Here is a 16,374-nt window from a genome sequence, read left to right as displayed (position 1 = left end):
ATATTTGAATTATTAACTCATTTAAAACTGATAGTATCATGACTAAAACAATTACATTTAATGATCTCCGCCGTATAAAAGACAGTTTACCCGACGGTTCGATGCATAAGATTGCCGATAAACTCAATTGTACTGTACAGACAGTTCGCAATTACTTCGGCGGTAGTAACTACCAGTTTGGCCAAAATTGCGGCGTTCACATTGAACCGGGTCCCGACGGTGGCATCGTAGTCCTTGACGATACTACTATTTATGACATGGCCATTGCCATTCTTGAAGAGCAAGCTGCTGCCAAAGAAGCCTAACATCATTGATTAAAAGATGACAGAAGATCGCCTCATAACAGTGGCTATCCATACTTACGAGCACGCCTTACGTCTCAAGCACCTGCTTGAAAGTGAAGGCGTGCCCGTGGTTCTGCATAATGTAAACCTGTCGCAACCCGTGGTTTCAAGCGGTGTGAGAGTACGCATTCATGAAAGTGATCTTCCGCTCGCCTTACGTATTATTGAAAACACCGATATCTTTGCGCCTGCCGACAATTCAATAGCCGACACCTTACGACGGCTTATAATCGTCCCTGTGGACTTCAGCGACTATTCGACAAAAGCCTGTGATATAGCATTTCATCTCGCCGCCCGACACAAAGCGACAATAATGCTTCTTCATTCGGTTCTCAACCCGTCTGTTACCGGAAGTCTGCAGCTTACCGACTCTATGACCTATGACATTGCCGATGCGGAGATGCAAAACATTCTTGACAAAGAAGCCCATCGGTCAATCGAGACATTCTCCCGTAAATTGCGTGAACGCATAAAGAAAGGTGAGCTTCCGCCCGTACCATTTAAAACCGAGGTAGCGGAAGGTGTGCCTGAAGAGACAATAGTGGAGTATGCCAAAGAAAACAAACCGGAAATGATTGTAATGGGTACACGCGGAGCCGGTAAAAAAGAGAAAGAACTCATAGGCAGTGTCACTGCCGAAGTACTCGATTCCTGTCGGTTTCCGGTACTTACCGTTCCCGAATCGGTAAATTTAAGCAATATCGACGACATAAAACATGCTGTCTTGTTCTCTAATCTGGAGCAAGAAGATATTCTTGCCCTCGACGCCATATACCGCTTCTTCTGTGACGAGCATGTAGATGTAACCATCGTGAACGTGCCTTCCAAGAAAAACGCAATGTTCAATGACGCCGACACCCGGCGGTTGCTGGAATACTGTACCCGGCATTATCCGCGGTTCTCATTTAGCGTAGCGGCGATATCGCTCGGAAATATCGTAGCCGATTTCCACGACATAGAGCAAAGACAGCCTATCGACCTCATAGCCGTGCCTAATAAGAAAAAGAATATTTTTGCACGCTTGTTTAACCCGTCATTGGCTCATAAGCTATTGTTCCATTCCGACATACCGATGATGGTTGTCCCTGTCTGACCCGACATACACTCCGGTCAATATGTTAAATTCATCCGTGTTTGCAGTGGCGCCCATACTACACAGTCCATATATATTAATGGCCTGCGAGTCATACGCCATAGCATCTTCTTCCCTACCCCGATTAACATATAAAAGCCGATTACATATTGATATAATTTTATAGTGGAAGGATTCATTGACAAAGTAGCACAATCCATAAATAAGCACGGTCTTCTTAAACCGGGACAACGTGTGATAACGACATTGAGCGGCGGTGCCGATTCTGTAGCTCTGCTCGTAGCTCTTTCAAGACTTGGATACAAATGTATCGCTGCCCACTGCAATTTCGGACTGCGCGGCGAAGAGTCGGTCCGCGACCGCGACCACGCCGCATACACGGCATCTTTATACGCCAGCGAATACCGGGAGATCGAATTTGATGTCGATACGTATAAGAAAGTGCATGGAATATCGACAGAGATGGCATGCCGTGACCTGCGCTATGAGTGGTTTGCCCGGCTTTCCGACGAATTTGGCGGCATACCCGTAGCCGTGGCCCACCACAGCGATGACAATATAGAGACGGTGCTGCTAAACCTTCTTAGAGGTACGGGTATAACAGGCATGACCGGTATGAAGTCACAAAACGGCATAATTATAAGACCAATGCTCGATATAAGGCGTAATGAGATAGTGACTTTTTTAAAGAATGAAAATATATCTTACGTCACTGACAGCACAAATCTTATAAATGATGTTAAGCGTAACAGACTGCGCAATATAATAATTCCGGCAATACGTAACGAATTTCCCGATGCCGACAAAGGGTTTGACACATCCATATCGGACCTTCGCGACAATGCTTCATTATACGAAGAGGCGGTGACCCGCCTCGCCAAAAACTTCATAGACAATGATGTTATTGATGTAAAACGTATGGTTGCGGAAACAGACAATCCCATAACACTACTTTACGAAATCATAAAGCCATACGGATTCAACCATACACATGCCTCCGACATAACAGCGACAGTAACATCGGACAAGACAGTCTCGGGGCGACAATTTTTCAACGACAAAAGCATGGCGCTGATTAACCGGGGAAAACTTCATATAATACCCATTTCTGAAAAAAACTCCGAAGAGGAGTTTAAAATAGATCTTGCCGCGGGCAAAGAATATCCTTATGGATTGACCATTGCAGAAATACCCGTGGAGCAAATCAGCTTTGACCGTAACGGCAAGTCGCTTTATCTTGCACCAAAAGTGCTGGAAGGAAATCCGGAATTTGTCATGAGGCGCTGGCGCGAGGGCGACCGCATAGAGCCGTTCGGCATGAAAGGAAGCCGCCTCGTAAGCGACATATTTTCTGATGCCAAACTATCGCTTGACGACAAACGCAAAGTGTGGTTGCTCACACGCGACGACATAATCCTTTGGGTCGTCGGATACCGCACATCGCGCCACTTTGCAGTCGACCTGTCACGCGGCGGCGGCAAGGCTATCCGTCTGACAATGCCCTAAGCTACAAAATCGGTATGAACCTATTCCACCCTGATTATTCTTCTGTGAGAAGATATTCTTCCGGTATCTCAACCTCTATAAATTCGATTTGACTGCCCGATAGCTGGAAATACAGTTTGAGTATCCTGTCGGAATAGTGTCGGCTGGCCGCCCATCGTCCGTTCAGCTTCTCCCATGTTTTGGCAGAGCCTCGCTTTACATAGCTGAAACGCGGATCGACAATGGTTTCACCCTTGGGCAGATCATCCTTGCATCCGTAAGCATACAAATGTTGTATCTGCGCCTTAACACCCTCCTCTATAGACGAAAACGCATGACCTTTTTCCCGGCTTGAAGTCACTCCGAGTCCACAATAATTATATTGATCGGCAGTAACCGAAGTACCGTCAGCAAATCTGAACCAACCGGTCTCAAGAATAGCCTGACACATAGCTATATCGCCACGTACTCCATAAAGTAATCCAACATTATAATATGCTTCTGCTATTTCCCTCGGAAACTCGGGATTGTGCATTTTTACAAACCGGTACATTCGTTCCACATCAACTTCAGGTCTGCCACATATAGGAGTTGCGGCATTCGAAGTCAACCACACAAAGCATAATAAGACAAGGCACAAAACATTACGCATATTGCAAAGGTAATGATTTGTGCCTTATAATCCTATTTTTTAACAAATCGCACTATTCCATCAGCTTGCGATAGCGTTTGCGAGGCAGCTCCTTACCGCCGTTGCGGGCCTTCTTAAACTCCTCGTAATCTGAATATGAACCTTCATAATACACAACATTTCCCTCGCCTTCAAACGAAAGTATATGAGTGCATATACGGTCAAGAAACCAACGGTCGTGGCTGACCACTACGGCACATCCGGCAAAGTCCTCAAGACCCTCCTCAAGCGCACGCAGCGTATTGACATCAATATCATTTGTAGGCTCATCAAGAAGCAATACATTGCCCTCCTCTTTCAAAGCCATGGCGAGATGCAGTCGGTTACGCTCTCCACCAGAAAGCACACCTATCTTTTTCTCCTGATCGGCGCCAGTGAAATTAAACTTGGACAAGTAAGCACGTGCATTTACATCACGACCGCCCATACGGAACGTCTCGGTACCTTGCGATATGACTTCATACACACTCTTGTCAGGCAGCAGATCATGATGTGTCTGGTCGACATATGCTATCTTTACGGTCTCACCTACATCAAATGTACCGCTATCAGGTGTCTCCTGCCCCATTATTAGACGGAACAAAGTCGTCTTTCCGGCACCGTTAGGACCTATAACACCCACTATTCCGTTTGGCGGCAGAGAGAAGTCAAGGCCTTTAAACAGCTGCTTTTTACCGAATGACTTGGCAAGACCGGTAGCTTCAATAACCTTGTTGCCGAGACGCGGACCATTGGGTATATATATTTCAAGACGCTCTTCGCGCGCTTTCTGATCCTCATTAAGAAGTTTGTCATAAGAGTTAAGACGGGCCTTACCCTTGGCCTGACGCGCTTTAGGAGCCATCCTTACCCATTCAAGTTCACGTTCGAGAGTCTTGCGCCGTTTGCTTGCCTGTTTCTCCTCCTGCGCCATGCGCTTTGTCTTCTGATCGAGCCATGACGAGTAGTTGCCTTTCCAAGGTATGCCCTCTCCACGGTCAAGCTCAAGTATCCAGCCGGCCACATGATCAAGGAAGTACCGGTCATGGGTTATGGCTATTACCGTACCGGGATACTGCTGGAGATGCTGCTCAAGCCAATCAATGGACTCGGCGTCAAGGTGGTTGGTGGGCTCATCAAGGAGCAGTACATCGGGCTGCTGAAGCAATAGTCGGCACAAAGCCACACGACGGCGCTCACCACCCGATAGCGTAGATATCACCTGATCGTCGGGAGGACACTGCAAGGCATCCATTGCACGCTCCAGTTTACTGTCGATATTCCAAGCGTCGGCGGCGTCAAGTTTGTCCTGCAACTCGGCCTGACGTGCGATAAGCGCATCCATCTTGTCTGGGTCATCAAGAACATCGGGGTCACCGAACGCCTCATTTACTTTGTCAAACTCGGCAAGCAGATCCATTATGGGCTGCACGCCTTCGCGCACAACGTCAATTACCGTCTTATCGGGATCAAGTTGCGGGTCCTGTTCAAGATAGCCTACAGAGTAGCCGGGTGAAAACACCACCTCACCCTGATACTGCTTGTCAATACCGGCTATAATCTTAAGCAACGAAGATTTTCCCGATCCGTTAAGACCTATGATACCAATCTTCGCTCCATAAAAAAACGAAAGATATATGTCTTTCAGCACCTGCTTCTGGGGCGGATAAATCTTGCTCACGCCCACCATCGAAAATATTATCTTTTTATCGTCTGCCATATTACTTCTTTTTAGGGGCATAGCGCACAGGATAATCAACGCGCTTCTTGCCGGTTATTATATTGTTCAATTTACCACGTATCAGCTGCCTTCTTATGGGCGATATATGGTCGATATAAAGTTTGCCTTCAAGATGGTCACACTCATGCTGCACGATACGGGCGAGAAAACCCGATATCTCCTCTTCATGCGGCTCAAAGTTTTCATCGACCCATGTCAAGCGTATATGTTCAACACGAGGCACGGCCTCACTGAGATCGGGCAGACTAAGACATCCTTCATCACGGGTCACGGTATCACCTTCAAGCACCTCTATGACCGGATTTATCAATGTGAATTTACGGTCTTTGCAATCTGGAAAGTGTTCGGCCACGGCAGAACCGTCAATAACGACTATACGGTCGTTACGACCTATCTGCGGAGCGGCAAGTCCGCAACCTTCGGAATAATACATTGTCTCCCACATGTCATCGACGAGCTTCTGCAACTCAGGATAATCAGGTGTTATCTCGGCCGACTCGCGCCTGAGAACAGGATGGCCGTAAAGATATATCGGTAATTTCATCGGTTATATGATTTACTTTGTAGATAATCATTAAGTATTATTGTTGCCGCCATTTCATCCACTATCGCCTTATCGCGACGACGGCTCTTGCGCATACCTCCGTCAAGCATGGCTCGATGAGCCAACGTGGAAGTGAAACGCTCGTCCCAGAACAGAATCTCCGTACCGGCAGGAAGGGCAGCACGCAACTTCGCTATACCGGGCGTAATATACTTCATCGACTCCGAAGGCTCACCCTGAAGCGTAACGGGCTTACCCACAATTATAGCATCAACTGGCTCATCGGCCATGTATTTCTTCACGAAGTCGACAAGCTGGTTTGTGGCTACAGTCGTTAGCCCATTAGCTACAATGCGCAACGCATCGGTCACGGCGATACCGCAACGTTTACGTCCATAATCTATAGCTATAAGTCGTCCCACACCACAAAGTTACACAATCTGCCACACCTACGCAAATAACATATTATATGACTGCAAACAAAAAGGCTGCACAAGTGCAGCCTTCAATTCTTTATTATGTGCTATTACTTAAAACAGACTCCAGCTTACGGTAAGGCCGGCCATGACTATGGCAACCATCGACATCAGCTTTATAAGTATGTTAAGGCTCGGGCCCGATGTGTCCTTGAACGGGTCACCGACAGTATCGCCGACAACAGTGGCTTTGTGAACGTCGCCACCCTTGCCTCCGAAGTTGCCTTCTTCTATATATTTCTTGGCATTATCCCATGCACCGCCGGAATTGGCCATGAATATGGCAAGCACGAATCCTGCCGACAGACCTCCTACAAGCAGACCTATCACGCCGGGAACTCCGAAAATAAGACCGGTAAGTATAGGAGCCACAATAGCAAGCACCGACGGGAACACCATCTCACGCTGCGCGCCTTTGGTCGATATCTGTACACAACGCGCATAATCGGGCTCGGCGTCACCGGTAAGTATACCCTTTATCTCACGGAACTGACGGCGCACTTCTTCCACCATGTGAGCGGCTGCACGACCTACGGCATTCATCGTAAGACCACAGAACAGAAATGCCATCATACTTCCTATAAACATACCCGACAGCACTTTGGGATTCATAAGTGTCACATCATAATATGTCATAAAGTCGGTAAACGAAGCCTCATGTATAGGCTTGACCATACCGCCTATATTTATAGCCGTCTCACCAAGACGACCGAGACCTATACGTATTTCCTCGACATATGACGCAAGAAGAGCAAGTCCGGTCAACGCAGCAGAACCGATGGCAAACCCCTTTCCGGTAGCCGCAGTGGTATTTCCAAGAGAGTCGAGAGCATCGGTACGACGACGTACCTCTTCACCAAGACCGCTCATTTCGGCATTACCGCCGGCATTGTCGGCTATAGGACCGTAAGCGTCGGTGGCAAGAGTTATACCAAGAGTGGAAAGCATGCCCACAGCGGCGATACCTATACCGTAAAGCCCCATACCTACATTAGCGAAATCATATCCTGAAGCAAGCCAGTATGACAGAATTATACCGACCACTACTGCCAACACGGGAACTGCAGTAGACACCATACCCAGACCTATACCGGATATAATGACAGTAGCCGGACCTGTAGTACCGCTTTCGGCAAGTCTGCGAGTAGGACGATAAGACTGTGATGTATAATATTCTGTCGAACGACCGATAACGATACCGACTATAAGACCGATAACGACTGCAAACGATATGTTAACCCAATTGTTTATATTCAACGCCCACAATATAAGGAATGTAGCCACAACAATAAGGGCAGAGCTCAGATTGGTGCCGAGCGACAATGACCCGAGAAGGTCCTTCATTTTGGCATTTTCACTGGTACGGACCGAGAATATGCCTATTATAGACAAGATTATACCTACCGCAGCTATAAGCATCGGAGCAAGGACAGCTTTATACTGCATGACCACATCGCCGCTTGTCATGTAAGCGGCCGCACCGAGGGCGGAAGTAGCAAGAATAGAGCCGCAGTATGACTCGTAAAGGTCGGCTCCCATACCGGCAACGTCACCTACGTTATCGCCGACATTATCGGCAATCGTAGCCGGATTGCGAGGGTCATCCTCGGGAATGCCGGCTTCCACTTTTCCCACAAGGTCGGCTCCGACATCAGCAGCTTTTGTATAAATACCGCCACCCACACGGGCAAACAATGCCTGCGTACTGGCACCCATACCGAATGTAAGCATCGTGGTTGTAATCATACAAAGTTTTGCGGTCGGAGTGGCAGGATCATCAGCCACAAAATAATCAAGCATAAGATACCAGAACGAGATGTCGAGAAGTCCGAGACCTACAACGACAAGCCCCATAACGGCACCACTGCGAAATGCGACACGCAGACCTCCGTTAAGCGAGGTACGCGCGGCATTGGCGGTACGTGCCGACGCATATGTAGCGGTCTTCATACCAAGGAAACCCGAAAGGCCCGAGAAAAAACCTCCGGTAAGAAATGCCACAGGCACCCACGGGTTCTGCAGGTTGAAGCCATAGGCCATAACTGCGAAAATAACGACAAGTACTAAAAACACCATACCTACAATCTTATACTGCTGTTTCAGATAAGACATGGCGCCTTGCCGCACATAGGCGGCGATTTTTTTCATTACGGGAGTACCCTCGCTCTCCTTCATCATCTGGCGATAAAAAAACAAAGCCAGCAACAAAGCAAGCAAAGAAGAAAATGGCACAACCCAGAATAACACTGTTTCCATATATTACTAAATTTTTGGTTAAAAAGAAGCACAAATTTACACATTTTTCGGCATTATTCCACGCCGTTTGTCAGAAAAGATATACCCCATATTGCCTGTATTGATAAAAAAATTCAATAAAATATTAACGATAATCCCCTTATAGTTCGTATCTTTGCACACGTAAATAAAAAAACACAGGATATATAATTTTATGGCAACAACTGCAGATTTTAAAAACGGAATGTGCCTCGACATCGACGGCAACTACTTCTTTATAGTTGAATTTCTTCATGTTAAACCCGGTAAAGGCCCGGCTTTCGTACGCACCAAACTCAAAAACGTAAAGACAGGACGCGTTATCGACAAGACTTGGAACTCTGGCGTGAAAGTTGAAGAAGTGCGCATAGAGCGTCGTCCCTATCAGTATCTTTACAAAGATGACATGGGCTACAACTTCATGCATACCGAAACATTTGAGCAGGTAGCACTTCCCGGCGAAAGCATCGACGGCGTGCAGTTCCTTAAAGAAGGTGACATATGTGAAGCTATGGTACATGCGGCATCCGAAACTATCCTTACTTGCGAAATGCCCACGAGCGTAGTGCTCGAGATAACCTATACCGAACCCGGTATAAAAGGCGACACAGCCACCAACACACTCAAACCCGCTACCGTTGAGACCGGAGCTGAAGTAAGAGTACCCCTTTTCTGCGAGACCGGCGACAAAGTGCGCATAGACACCCGTGACGGTTCATATGTAGAACGCGTAGAGCGAGCTAAATCATAACATGCCACAAGCATGATATAGATAACGAAGCCGCTGCCTGAATAAAGGGAAGCGGCTTTCTGATTTTTGTATTTGAACATTACAAGTCCGTTTTCCTTATTATTATAGTAAACGAATATCGATTTTTACTAACGAGCGATAATTATGAATGTTAAAGAATTTATCGAGGGCATACACTATGTAGGAGTGAACGACCGCACGACCTCGCGTTTTGAAGCCTTATGGCCTCTGCCTTCAGGCGTGACCTATAACTCATACATAGTAACGGGCACAAACAAAACAGCCCTTATCGACGGAGTGGAGATAAGCGCTTGCGAAAAGTTGCGCGACCATATCAAGACTGTCCTCGGCGACAAAGCTCCAGATTATCTCGTAATCAACCATATGGAGCCTGATCATACAGGATCTATAAAAGTACTGCGAAGCTTTTATCCCGAAATGACAATTGTAGGCAACGCAAAAACGCTGGAGATGGTAAAAGGCTTCTATGGCATAGAGAATAACCTGCTGAAAGTAGCTGACGGTAACATCATAGACCTCGGTGGAATGAGTCTCCGCTTCACACTGACCCCAATGGTACATTGGCCCGAAACAATGATGACATATGTTAAAGAAAAGAGCGTTCTGTTTTCAGGCGACGCATTCGGTTGCTTCGGCGCTCTCACCGGAGGCATCACCGACTCGGAAACCGACACAGAGCAATTTATACCGGAAATGTATCGTTATTACTCCAATATAGTAGGCAAATACGGTGTATTTGTACAGAAAGCACTCGCCAAACTCTCATCAATTAAATTAGACTACATATGCCCTACCCACGGACCGGTATGGCATGACGAGATAGCGCGGGTAACAGCCATATATGACTCTCTGTCAAAATACGAAGCCGAGACCGGAGTTGTCATAGTATACGGCTCCATGTACGGCAATACCGAAGAAATGGCCGAGGTCATAGCCTCGAGACTCGCAGAAAACGGAATAAAAAAAATACGCATACATAATGCCTCTTACTCACATCTTTCATATATATTGAGCGATATATTCCGTTACAAAGGGCTTATAATAGGCGCTCCCACATACTCTAACACTCTGTTCCCTCCGATAGAAGCTTTACTACAGGCCATAAAGACCCGCGAGATAAAAAACCGCGTAACGGCCTCATTCGGTTCCTGCGCATGGGCACCTCAGTCGGTAAAGCGCATCAATGCCGTACTTGAAGAAGCCAGACTGTTTAACGGCGACATAGCATCACCACAGGCAAAGCAGGCTCCTGACGCCACTGCCATAAACGACTGCAAGACCCTTGCCGATGCAGTGGCGGCCCGATTGTTAAACTCCTCACCGCACACCTGACGTTATGACATTTTTAAGACTGTCTGCTATAATACTTCTCTGGCTGCTTCCTGCAATCGGCCTCTGCTCCGGCTACAAAACCGAAAAGGATATACAATACCAAAACGGGAAAGGAGCATATGCCGACAGAATGTGCCGGCTCGACATACATTATCCGGTTGACACCGCAGATTGCCCCGTTGTGATATGGTTTCACGGCGGAGGTCTTACAGGTGGCAGCCGTGACATACCTCATGAGTTGAGAAATCAAGGACTTGTAGTAATAGGAGCAGGGTATCGTCTGCTTCCCGAAGCAAGCCTTGACCAATGTATCGACGATGCAGCGGCGGCAGTGGCATGGGCGTTTCACAATGCCGTACAATACGGAGGCGATGCTACGAAAATATTTGTCGCCGGACACTCCGCCGGAGGCTATCTTACCAATATGATCGGCCTTGACAAAAAATGGCTTGCCACCTATGGCATAGACGCCGACAGCATAGCCGCGCTTGTGCCCTACAGCGGTCATGCGATAAGCCATTTCGCTTATCGCAAAGCAAAAGGCATGAAAGACACTCAGCCGAGTATCGACGAATATGCCCCGTTGTACTATGTGCGTCCCGACGCACCGCCTATGATCATCATCTCCGGCGACCGCGAGATGGAATTGCTCGGGCGCTATGAAGAGACAGCCTACCTGTGGCGCATGCTGAAAGTCAACGGTCATAAACATACATATATCTATGAATTGGACGGATATAACCATGGCGACATGGTCAGTCCCGGACACCACATACTTAAAAACCACATAAAAAGACTAACAAAATGAAGCCAGTAGAGAGCCATCCTTTTGAGCCGTATCTGCCGCCCGATGCCAAAATACTGATAATGGGCACATTCCCGCCGCAACCACAACGCTGGGCTATGGAATTCTACTATCCCAACCGCATAAATGACTTCTGGCGTATAATGGGGCTCATATTTTTTAATGACAAAGAATATCTGTATGACAGCAATGCACGCACATTCAAGCTGCCGCTTATAAAGCAATTGCTTAATGAAAAAGGCATAGCTCTTAACGACACCGGACTCAAAGTGCGCAGACTCAAAGACAATGCATCGGACAAGTATCTCGAAATAGTCGAACCGGTGCCTCTCATGGACCTGCTCGCCCGGATGCCCGATTGCCACACTCTCGCTACAACAGGCGAAAAAGCCGGAGAAACGCTCGCGGCGATAACAGGTACAGTCTCGCCCAAAATCGGAGAATCGGTATCGACCGTTTTGGCTGACGGACGAAAAACCGACATCTACCGCATGCCATCCACCTCCCGCGCCTATCCGCTCGCAATCGAAAAGAAGGCCGCTTTTTATCGTGAGATGTTTAAAAAGACAGGAATAATTTGAAAAAAGATTGTTTATACAATTTTTATTGTGTAATTTTGACACCATATATCCATAACAGAATATATAAGCACTATGCTTGACCTCATAACCTTGTCCATATTTGACGCCAACGAATTTTTCAATTGGTTTGTAAATCACGCCAATTATTGGTTTGTATTCATATTTATGGTAATTGAAAGTTCTTTCATTCCGTTTCCGTCAGAACTTGTAGTGCCGCCGGCAGCCTACCTTGCCATGCAGCCCGACTCAACGATGAACATATATGCCGTAACATTAATAGCTACAGCCGGAGCTCTCGTAGGAGCGCTTGTAAACTATTATCTCGCATTATGGGTGGGAAGACCGATTGTATACCGCTTTGCCAACAGCCGTTTAGGCCATATGTTGCTTATCGATGAAGCCAAGGTAGATAAAGCTGAAAAATATTTTGACGATCACGGCGCCATATCGACGTTCATAGGGCGACTTATTCCGGCAGTACGACAACTGATATCCATTCCGGCCGGACTTGCCCGCATGCATCTCGGTAAATTTGTGATATTTACCACTCTCGGAGCATTGGTATGGAATGCTATTCTCGCTCTGCTCGGATATTTTCTATCCACGTTTGTCAATAAAGACCAGTTGCTTACAAAAGTCGAAGAGTACAACGATTATCTTACCTATGCAGGCTACGGCATAGGTGTCATATGCGTACTCTTCATACTATACAACGCATTCAAGCCAAAACCATCAAACAACACCATATAAACCATTCATAACCATGCTCATAGCGCCATCTCTTTTATCAGCTGATTTCGGCAATTTACAAAGAGAAATCGAAATGCTAAACTCATCTGAAGCCGACTATTTACATATTGACGTAATGGACGGAGTATTTGTTCCTAACATTACGTTCGGTTTTCCTGTCATAAAAGCCATAAACGCCATATCCACACTTCCTCTCGATGTACATCTGATGATCGTTGAACCGCAAAAATACGTATCTCAGATACGCGATTGCGGCGCATCTCTTATGACTGTACATGTCGAGGCTTGTGTACATCTATATCGTGTGGTGCAGATGATAAGACAAGCCGGCATGAAAGTGGGTATAGCCATAAACCCCGGAACCCCGATAGAACATCTTGTCGACATAATCAACGAAATAGATCTGGTGTTGCTCATGTCAGTGAATCCCGGCTTCGGAGGCCAGTCCTTTATTAAAAACACCTTGGCAAAACTCGTAAGATTAAAGAAACTAATTGCCGACTCGGGTTCAAACGCCATAGTGGAGGTTGACGGCGGTATAAACGCCCATACCGGAGGCTTGCTCGCTCAATACGGAGCCGACATGCTTGTCGCCGGAAGTTATGTATTCAATTCGCCCGACCCGCATCATGCTATCAGAGCCCTTAAAGCTCTTTGAAACAGCGATTGCTAAAACATCAATATCGGTCTTCACATAAGGCCGATATTTTTGCATATTTTATTATGCCTGAATTTTGCGTATAACTTCGGGTTATAGTAACTTTGTATCTATCATCAGCGCATATTTTATGCAAGAAGCGTTGATAACATACCACTATACTTACGCATATATTATGAGACCCGACAATATTATCTCCGACAACTTCGACCCTGATGCCCTTGACCGAGAATATGCCCGTCGTCAGGCGGCATCAAGACCGGCGGAGGCTCCGGCACCGAAAAAACCGCAGAAAACGGTAAAAAAAAGCTCTAAATTCAAAGACAACTCCATAGTAAGATTTGTCACTGACCGGCGCACACGTACATTTGCAGGCATAGCATTGCTATGCTGGGCCACATATCTGCTTATAGCAGCCATATCCTACTTTACAACCGGAGCGGATGACCAAAGTGCGGTGCTCAACAATACGGTAAGCGAAATGGCCCGGAATCCTGAAAACGTACGCAACGCCGGAGGTGCGCTCGGAGCTTTCCTGTCACAAAACTTCATATCCAACGGTCTCGGTATAGGCGCTTTTGTAATAATATTCTACTTCTTCGCCCTCGCATGGAAGCTGCTGAACCGAAAATCGCGCATATCATTCTGGTCGCTTACCATGAAGAGCCTCATAGTGACTATAACAGTGTCTATAGTACTCGGACTTGTCACCTACAGCGCCGGTTCTTGGCTATACTGGGGAGGCGTACACGGTTACGAAATAAATAAATTTCTACTGGCAAATACCGGCATACCCGGCGCCATACTTGTAAGTCTTCTTCTTGTCGGCCTTGTAATGGCCATATATCTTAACGAACTGCGCATAGCCTATGTCACATACAGGCGTAAAATAAATGCGCACAATGCCCGAGTTGCTGCCGAAAAAGCAGCCAAAGAAGAGGAGCGACGCAGAATCGAAGAATCGTTGCGAAAGTCTGACGAGCTTGTAGATAATGTCACTCCGGCCGGGAATACTGTCGCCGAAGAGCCGGTTACAGAGCGTCAGCTTGTATTTGACGAAGACCCTTTCACATCAATGCCGGAGCCCGCGACCGATAACGACCGTCAGGTATACCACGATACCGTCATACCGTCATCAATCGAGCCTGACACTGCGTCTGAAATCCAAGAGCGGGATATCACGGAACACTGTTACGAACCTTCATATAAGGAAACTGTCTCTGAAAAAGAATCGGAAACCGCAACAGACAGCGAAATCGGACTTACTGTAAAAGACAACGCGATTCAAGAAGCCGAAAGTGTGGAAATGAAGCCATATGATCCGACAGCCGAACTGCCACGCTTTCACTTCCCCTCCGTAGAACTGCTTAAAGAAGTAAAACTAAAAACGGAAATAGTTGACGAGACCGAAATGGAGGAAAACAAGGAACGTATTATCGCCACCTTAAAAAATTATAAAATAGCCATTTCCCACATCGAGGCAACTGTAGGTCCTACGGTAACATTATATGAGATAATTCCGGCTGAAGGAGTGAGAATATCACAGATTAAAAACCTGTCTGATGACATAGCGTTGAGCCTGCGCGCTCTTGGCGTGCGCATCATTGCCCCTATACCCGGAAAGGGCACGGTAGGCATAGAGGTCCCCAACAAGGACCCGCAGATGGTGCCTATACGGTCGGTCATCACCTCTCGCCAGTTTCAGGAGACAAAATGCATACTGCCTATGGCTATGGGAGCCGAAATATCAAAGGACATATACATAGCCGACCTGACCGACACTCCACACCTTCTTGTAGCAGGTGCCACAGGACAAGGTAAATCGGTAGGTCTAAATACTATCATTACGTCTCTGCTATATAAAAAGCATCCGTCTGAACTTAAATTCGTGCTGATTGACCCGAAATCAGTCGAGTTCAATCTGTATGCAAAACTCGAGCGCCACTATCTTGCCAAACTTCCAGATGAAGAGAATCCGATCATCACCGACCCGATGAAAGTAGTGGCCACACTCAACTCGCTGTGCGTAGAGATGGACAATCGGTTCGCATTGCTCAACAAAGCCGACGAACGCAATATAAAAGACTACAACGACAAGTTCATAGCCCGCAAGCTTAATCCGGAAAACGGTCATATGTTCATGCCTTATATAGTCGTCATAGTTGACGAGTTTGCCGACCTCATAATGGTAGCCGGCAAAGAGGTCGAAAGACCTATAGCGCGACTTGCCCAAAAAGCGCGTGCCGCAGGCATACACCTCATACTGGCCACACAACGTCCGTCGACCGATGTGATAACCGGTATGATAAAAGCCAATTTCCCGGGACGTATGGCTTTCCGCGTAATGCAGATGGTTGACAGCCGCACAATCCTCGACCAACCGGGGGCAAATCAGCTTATAGGACGCGGCGACATGCTCATATCAATAAAAGGAGAGGTCAAACGCGTACAATGTGCATTTATAAGTACTTCGGAGGTCGCCGACATATGCCGCGACATAAACGACCAGATGGGCTACACCGAAGCCTATACCCTGCCCGAATATGTACCGGAAGGTGACGGAGGCGCGGGAGGCACTTCCGGAGCGGTATCGGACCGTGACCCGCTGTTTGAAGAAGCGGCCCGATTTATAATTTCATCGTCAACGGCATCCACATCAATGCTCCAGCGCCGATACCAGATAGGCTACAACCGTGCGGGCCGACTGATGGACCAGTTTGAAGCGGCCGGCATAGTAGGACCGGCATCGGGAGCTAAACCGCGGTCGGTACTGATGGACTCGCTGCAACTCGACCGGTATCTTGAAATAAACAACATATCATAGACTTCAATGCTAAGACACATAATTA

Annotated in this window: 15 protein-coding genes; 10 read left to right on the top strand and 5 right to left on the bottom strand. The window is 47.1% G+C overall.

All coding sequences use genetic code 11. The features are described 5' to 3' along the window. Positions 1-38: 38 nt before the first annotated feature. The 3 genes from FW767_RS02695 (at position 39) to tilS (ending at position 2,943) form a co-directional block, all read left to right on the top strand. Positions 39-305 carry a DNA-binding protein gene (locus FW767_RS02695; RefSeq protein WP_121699232.1) on the top strand — a complete coding sequence of 89 codons (267 nt, stop codon included), beginning with the start codon at positions 39-41 and terminating at the stop codon, positions 303-305. Positions 306-321: 16 nt separating this feature from the next. Next, entirely contained in the window at positions 322-1,437 is a 1,116-nt protein-coding gene (locus tag FW767_RS02690) for a universal stress protein (RefSeq protein WP_121699233.1), read from the top strand. A 165-nt stretch (positions 1,438-1,602) separates the two neighbouring features. Further along, positions 1,603-2,943, top strand: a complete 1,341-nt coding sequence (gene tilS, locus FW767_RS02685; protein ID WP_121699234.1) for a tRNA lysidine(34) synthetase TilS — start codon at positions 1,603-1,605, stop codon at positions 2,941-2,943. A 34-nt stretch (positions 2,944-2,977) separates the two neighbouring features. Here the strand turns inward: tilS and FW767_RS02680 are convergent, their stop codons facing one another. From FW767_RS02680 to FW767_RS02660, 5 genes are all read right to left on the bottom strand, one after another. Then, on the bottom strand, positions 2,978-3,532 hold the full coding sequence (locus FW767_RS02680) for a glucosaminidase domain-containing protein (protein ID WP_205523786.1): 555 nt from the start codon (positions 3,530-3,532) through the stop codon (positions 2,978-2,980). 94 nt (positions 3,533-3,626) lie between these two features. Then, on the bottom strand, positions 3,627-5,312 hold the full coding sequence (ettA, locus tag FW767_RS02675) for an energy-dependent translational throttle protein EttA (RefSeq protein ID WP_121699236.1): 1,686 nt from the start codon (positions 5,310-5,312) through the stop codon (positions 3,627-3,629). A 1-nt stretch (position 5,313) separates the two neighbouring features. After that, positions 5,314-5,877: a peptide deformylase gene (gene def / locus FW767_RS02670; protein ID WP_121699237.1), complete on the bottom strand. Its 564-nt coding sequence runs from the start codon at positions 5,875-5,877 to the stop codon at positions 5,314-5,316. Next, positions 5,874-6,299: a Holliday junction resolvase RuvX gene (gene ruvX, locus FW767_RS02665; protein WP_121699238.1), complete on the bottom strand. Its 426-nt coding sequence runs from the start codon at positions 6,297-6,299 to the stop codon at positions 5,874-5,876. Before ruvX ends, def begins: the two co-directional genes overlap by 4 nt. 108 nt (positions 6,300-6,407) lie before the next feature. After that, positions 6,408-8,609 carry a sodium-translocating pyrophosphatase gene (locus FW767_RS02660; protein ID WP_121699239.1) on the bottom strand — a complete coding sequence of 734 codons (2,202 nt, stop codon included), beginning with the start codon at positions 8,607-8,609 and terminating at the stop codon, positions 6,408-6,410. 193 nt (positions 8,610-8,802) lie between these two features. Between FW767_RS02660 and efp the strand changes: the two genes are divergently transcribed. The 7 genes from efp (at position 8,803) to FW767_RS02625 (ending at position 16,349) form a co-directional block, all read left to right on the top strand. Continuing rightward, a complete protein-coding gene (gene efp / locus FW767_RS02655) occupies positions 8,803-9,378 on the top strand; it encodes an elongation factor P (protein ID WP_121699240.1) in 576 nt (191 codons plus the stop codon). A gap of 144 nt (positions 9,379-9,522) precedes the next feature. Continuing rightward, positions 9,523-10,731, top strand: a complete 1,209-nt coding sequence (locus tag FW767_RS02650) for an FprA family A-type flavoprotein (protein ID WP_121699241.1) — start codon at positions 9,523-9,525, stop codon at positions 10,729-10,731. A gap of 4 nt (positions 10,732-10,735) precedes the next feature. Next, positions 10,736-11,539, top strand: a complete 804-nt coding sequence (locus FW767_RS02645; RefSeq protein WP_121699242.1) for an alpha/beta hydrolase — start codon at positions 10,736-10,738, stop codon at positions 11,537-11,539. Next, positions 11,536-12,117 (top strand): uracil-DNA glycosylase family protein, encoded by a 582-nt coding sequence (locus FW767_RS02640; protein ID WP_121699243.1) that lies wholly within the window; start codon positions 11,536-11,538, stop codon positions 12,115-12,117. The genes FW767_RS02645 and FW767_RS02640 overlap by 4 nt, the downstream gene beginning before the upstream one ends. A gap of 72 nt (positions 12,118-12,189) precedes the next feature. Further along, on the top strand, positions 12,190-12,867 hold the full coding sequence (locus FW767_RS02635) for a DedA family protein (protein ID WP_121699244.1): 678 nt from the start codon (positions 12,190-12,192) through the stop codon (positions 12,865-12,867). Between the two features lie 7 nt (positions 12,868-12,874). Beyond that, positions 12,875-13,525: a ribulose-phosphate 3-epimerase gene (rpe, locus tag FW767_RS02630; protein ID WP_121699261.1), complete on the top strand. Its 651-nt coding sequence runs from the start codon at positions 12,875-12,877 to the stop codon at positions 13,523-13,525. A gap of 175 nt (positions 13,526-13,700) precedes the next feature. After that, positions 13,701-16,349 carry a DNA translocase FtsK gene (locus FW767_RS02625; RefSeq protein ID WP_121699262.1) on the top strand — a complete coding sequence of 883 codons (2,649 nt, stop codon included), beginning with the start codon at positions 13,701-13,703 and terminating at the stop codon, positions 16,347-16,349. Positions 16,350-16,374: the final 25 nt, after the last annotated feature.

The sequence above is a fragment of the Heminiphilus faecis genome, assembly GCF_008728965.1.
In the GTDB taxonomy this organism is placed as follows: Bacteria; Bacteroidota; Bacteroidia; order Bacteroidales; family Muribaculaceae; genus Muribaculum; species Muribaculum faecis.
This window is presented reverse-complemented; position numbering and strand designations above follow the sequence as displayed.

Excerpts from the sequence above, each read along its gene's own strand:
- FW767_RS02695 (WP_121699232.1), top strand. The coding sequence starts at position 39 with ATGACTAAAACAATTACATTTAATGATCTCCGCCGTATAAAAGACAGT.
- FW767_RS02690 (WP_121699233.1), top strand. The coding sequence starts at position 322 with ATGACAGAAGATCGCCTCATAACAGTGGCTATCCATACTTACGAGCAC.
- ettA (WP_121699236.1), bottom strand. The coding sequence starts at position 5,312 with ATGGCAGACGATAAAAAGATAATATTTTCGATGGTGGGCGTGAGCAAG.
- def (WP_121699237.1), bottom strand. The coding sequence starts at position 5,877 with ATGAAATTACCGATATATCTTTACGGCCATCCTGTTCTCAGGCGCGAG.
- FW767_RS02660 (WP_121699239.1), bottom strand. The coding sequence starts at position 8,609 with ATGGAAACAGTGTTATTCTGGGTTGTGCCATTTTCTTCTTTGCTTGCT.
- efp (WP_121699240.1), top strand. The coding sequence starts at position 8,803 with ATGGCAACAACTGCAGATTTTAAAAACGGAATGTGCCTCGACATCGAC.
- FW767_RS02650 (WP_121699241.1), top strand. The coding sequence starts at position 9,523 with ATGAATGTTAAAGAATTTATCGAGGGCATACACTATGTAGGAGTGAAC.
- FW767_RS02645 (WP_121699242.1), top strand. The coding sequence starts at position 10,736 with ATGACATTTTTAAGACTGTCTGCTATAATACTTCTCTGGCTGCTTCCT.
- FW767_RS02640 (WP_121699243.1), top strand. The coding sequence starts at position 11,536 with ATGAAGCCAGTAGAGAGCCATCCTTTTGAGCCGTATCTGCCGCCCGAT.
- FW767_RS02635 (WP_121699244.1), top strand. The coding sequence starts at position 12,190 with ATGCTTGACCTCATAACCTTGTCCATATTTGACGCCAACGAATTTTTC.
- FW767_RS02625 (WP_121699262.1), top strand. The coding sequence starts at position 13,701 with ATGAGACCCGACAATATTATCTCCGACAACTTCGACCCTGATGCCCTT.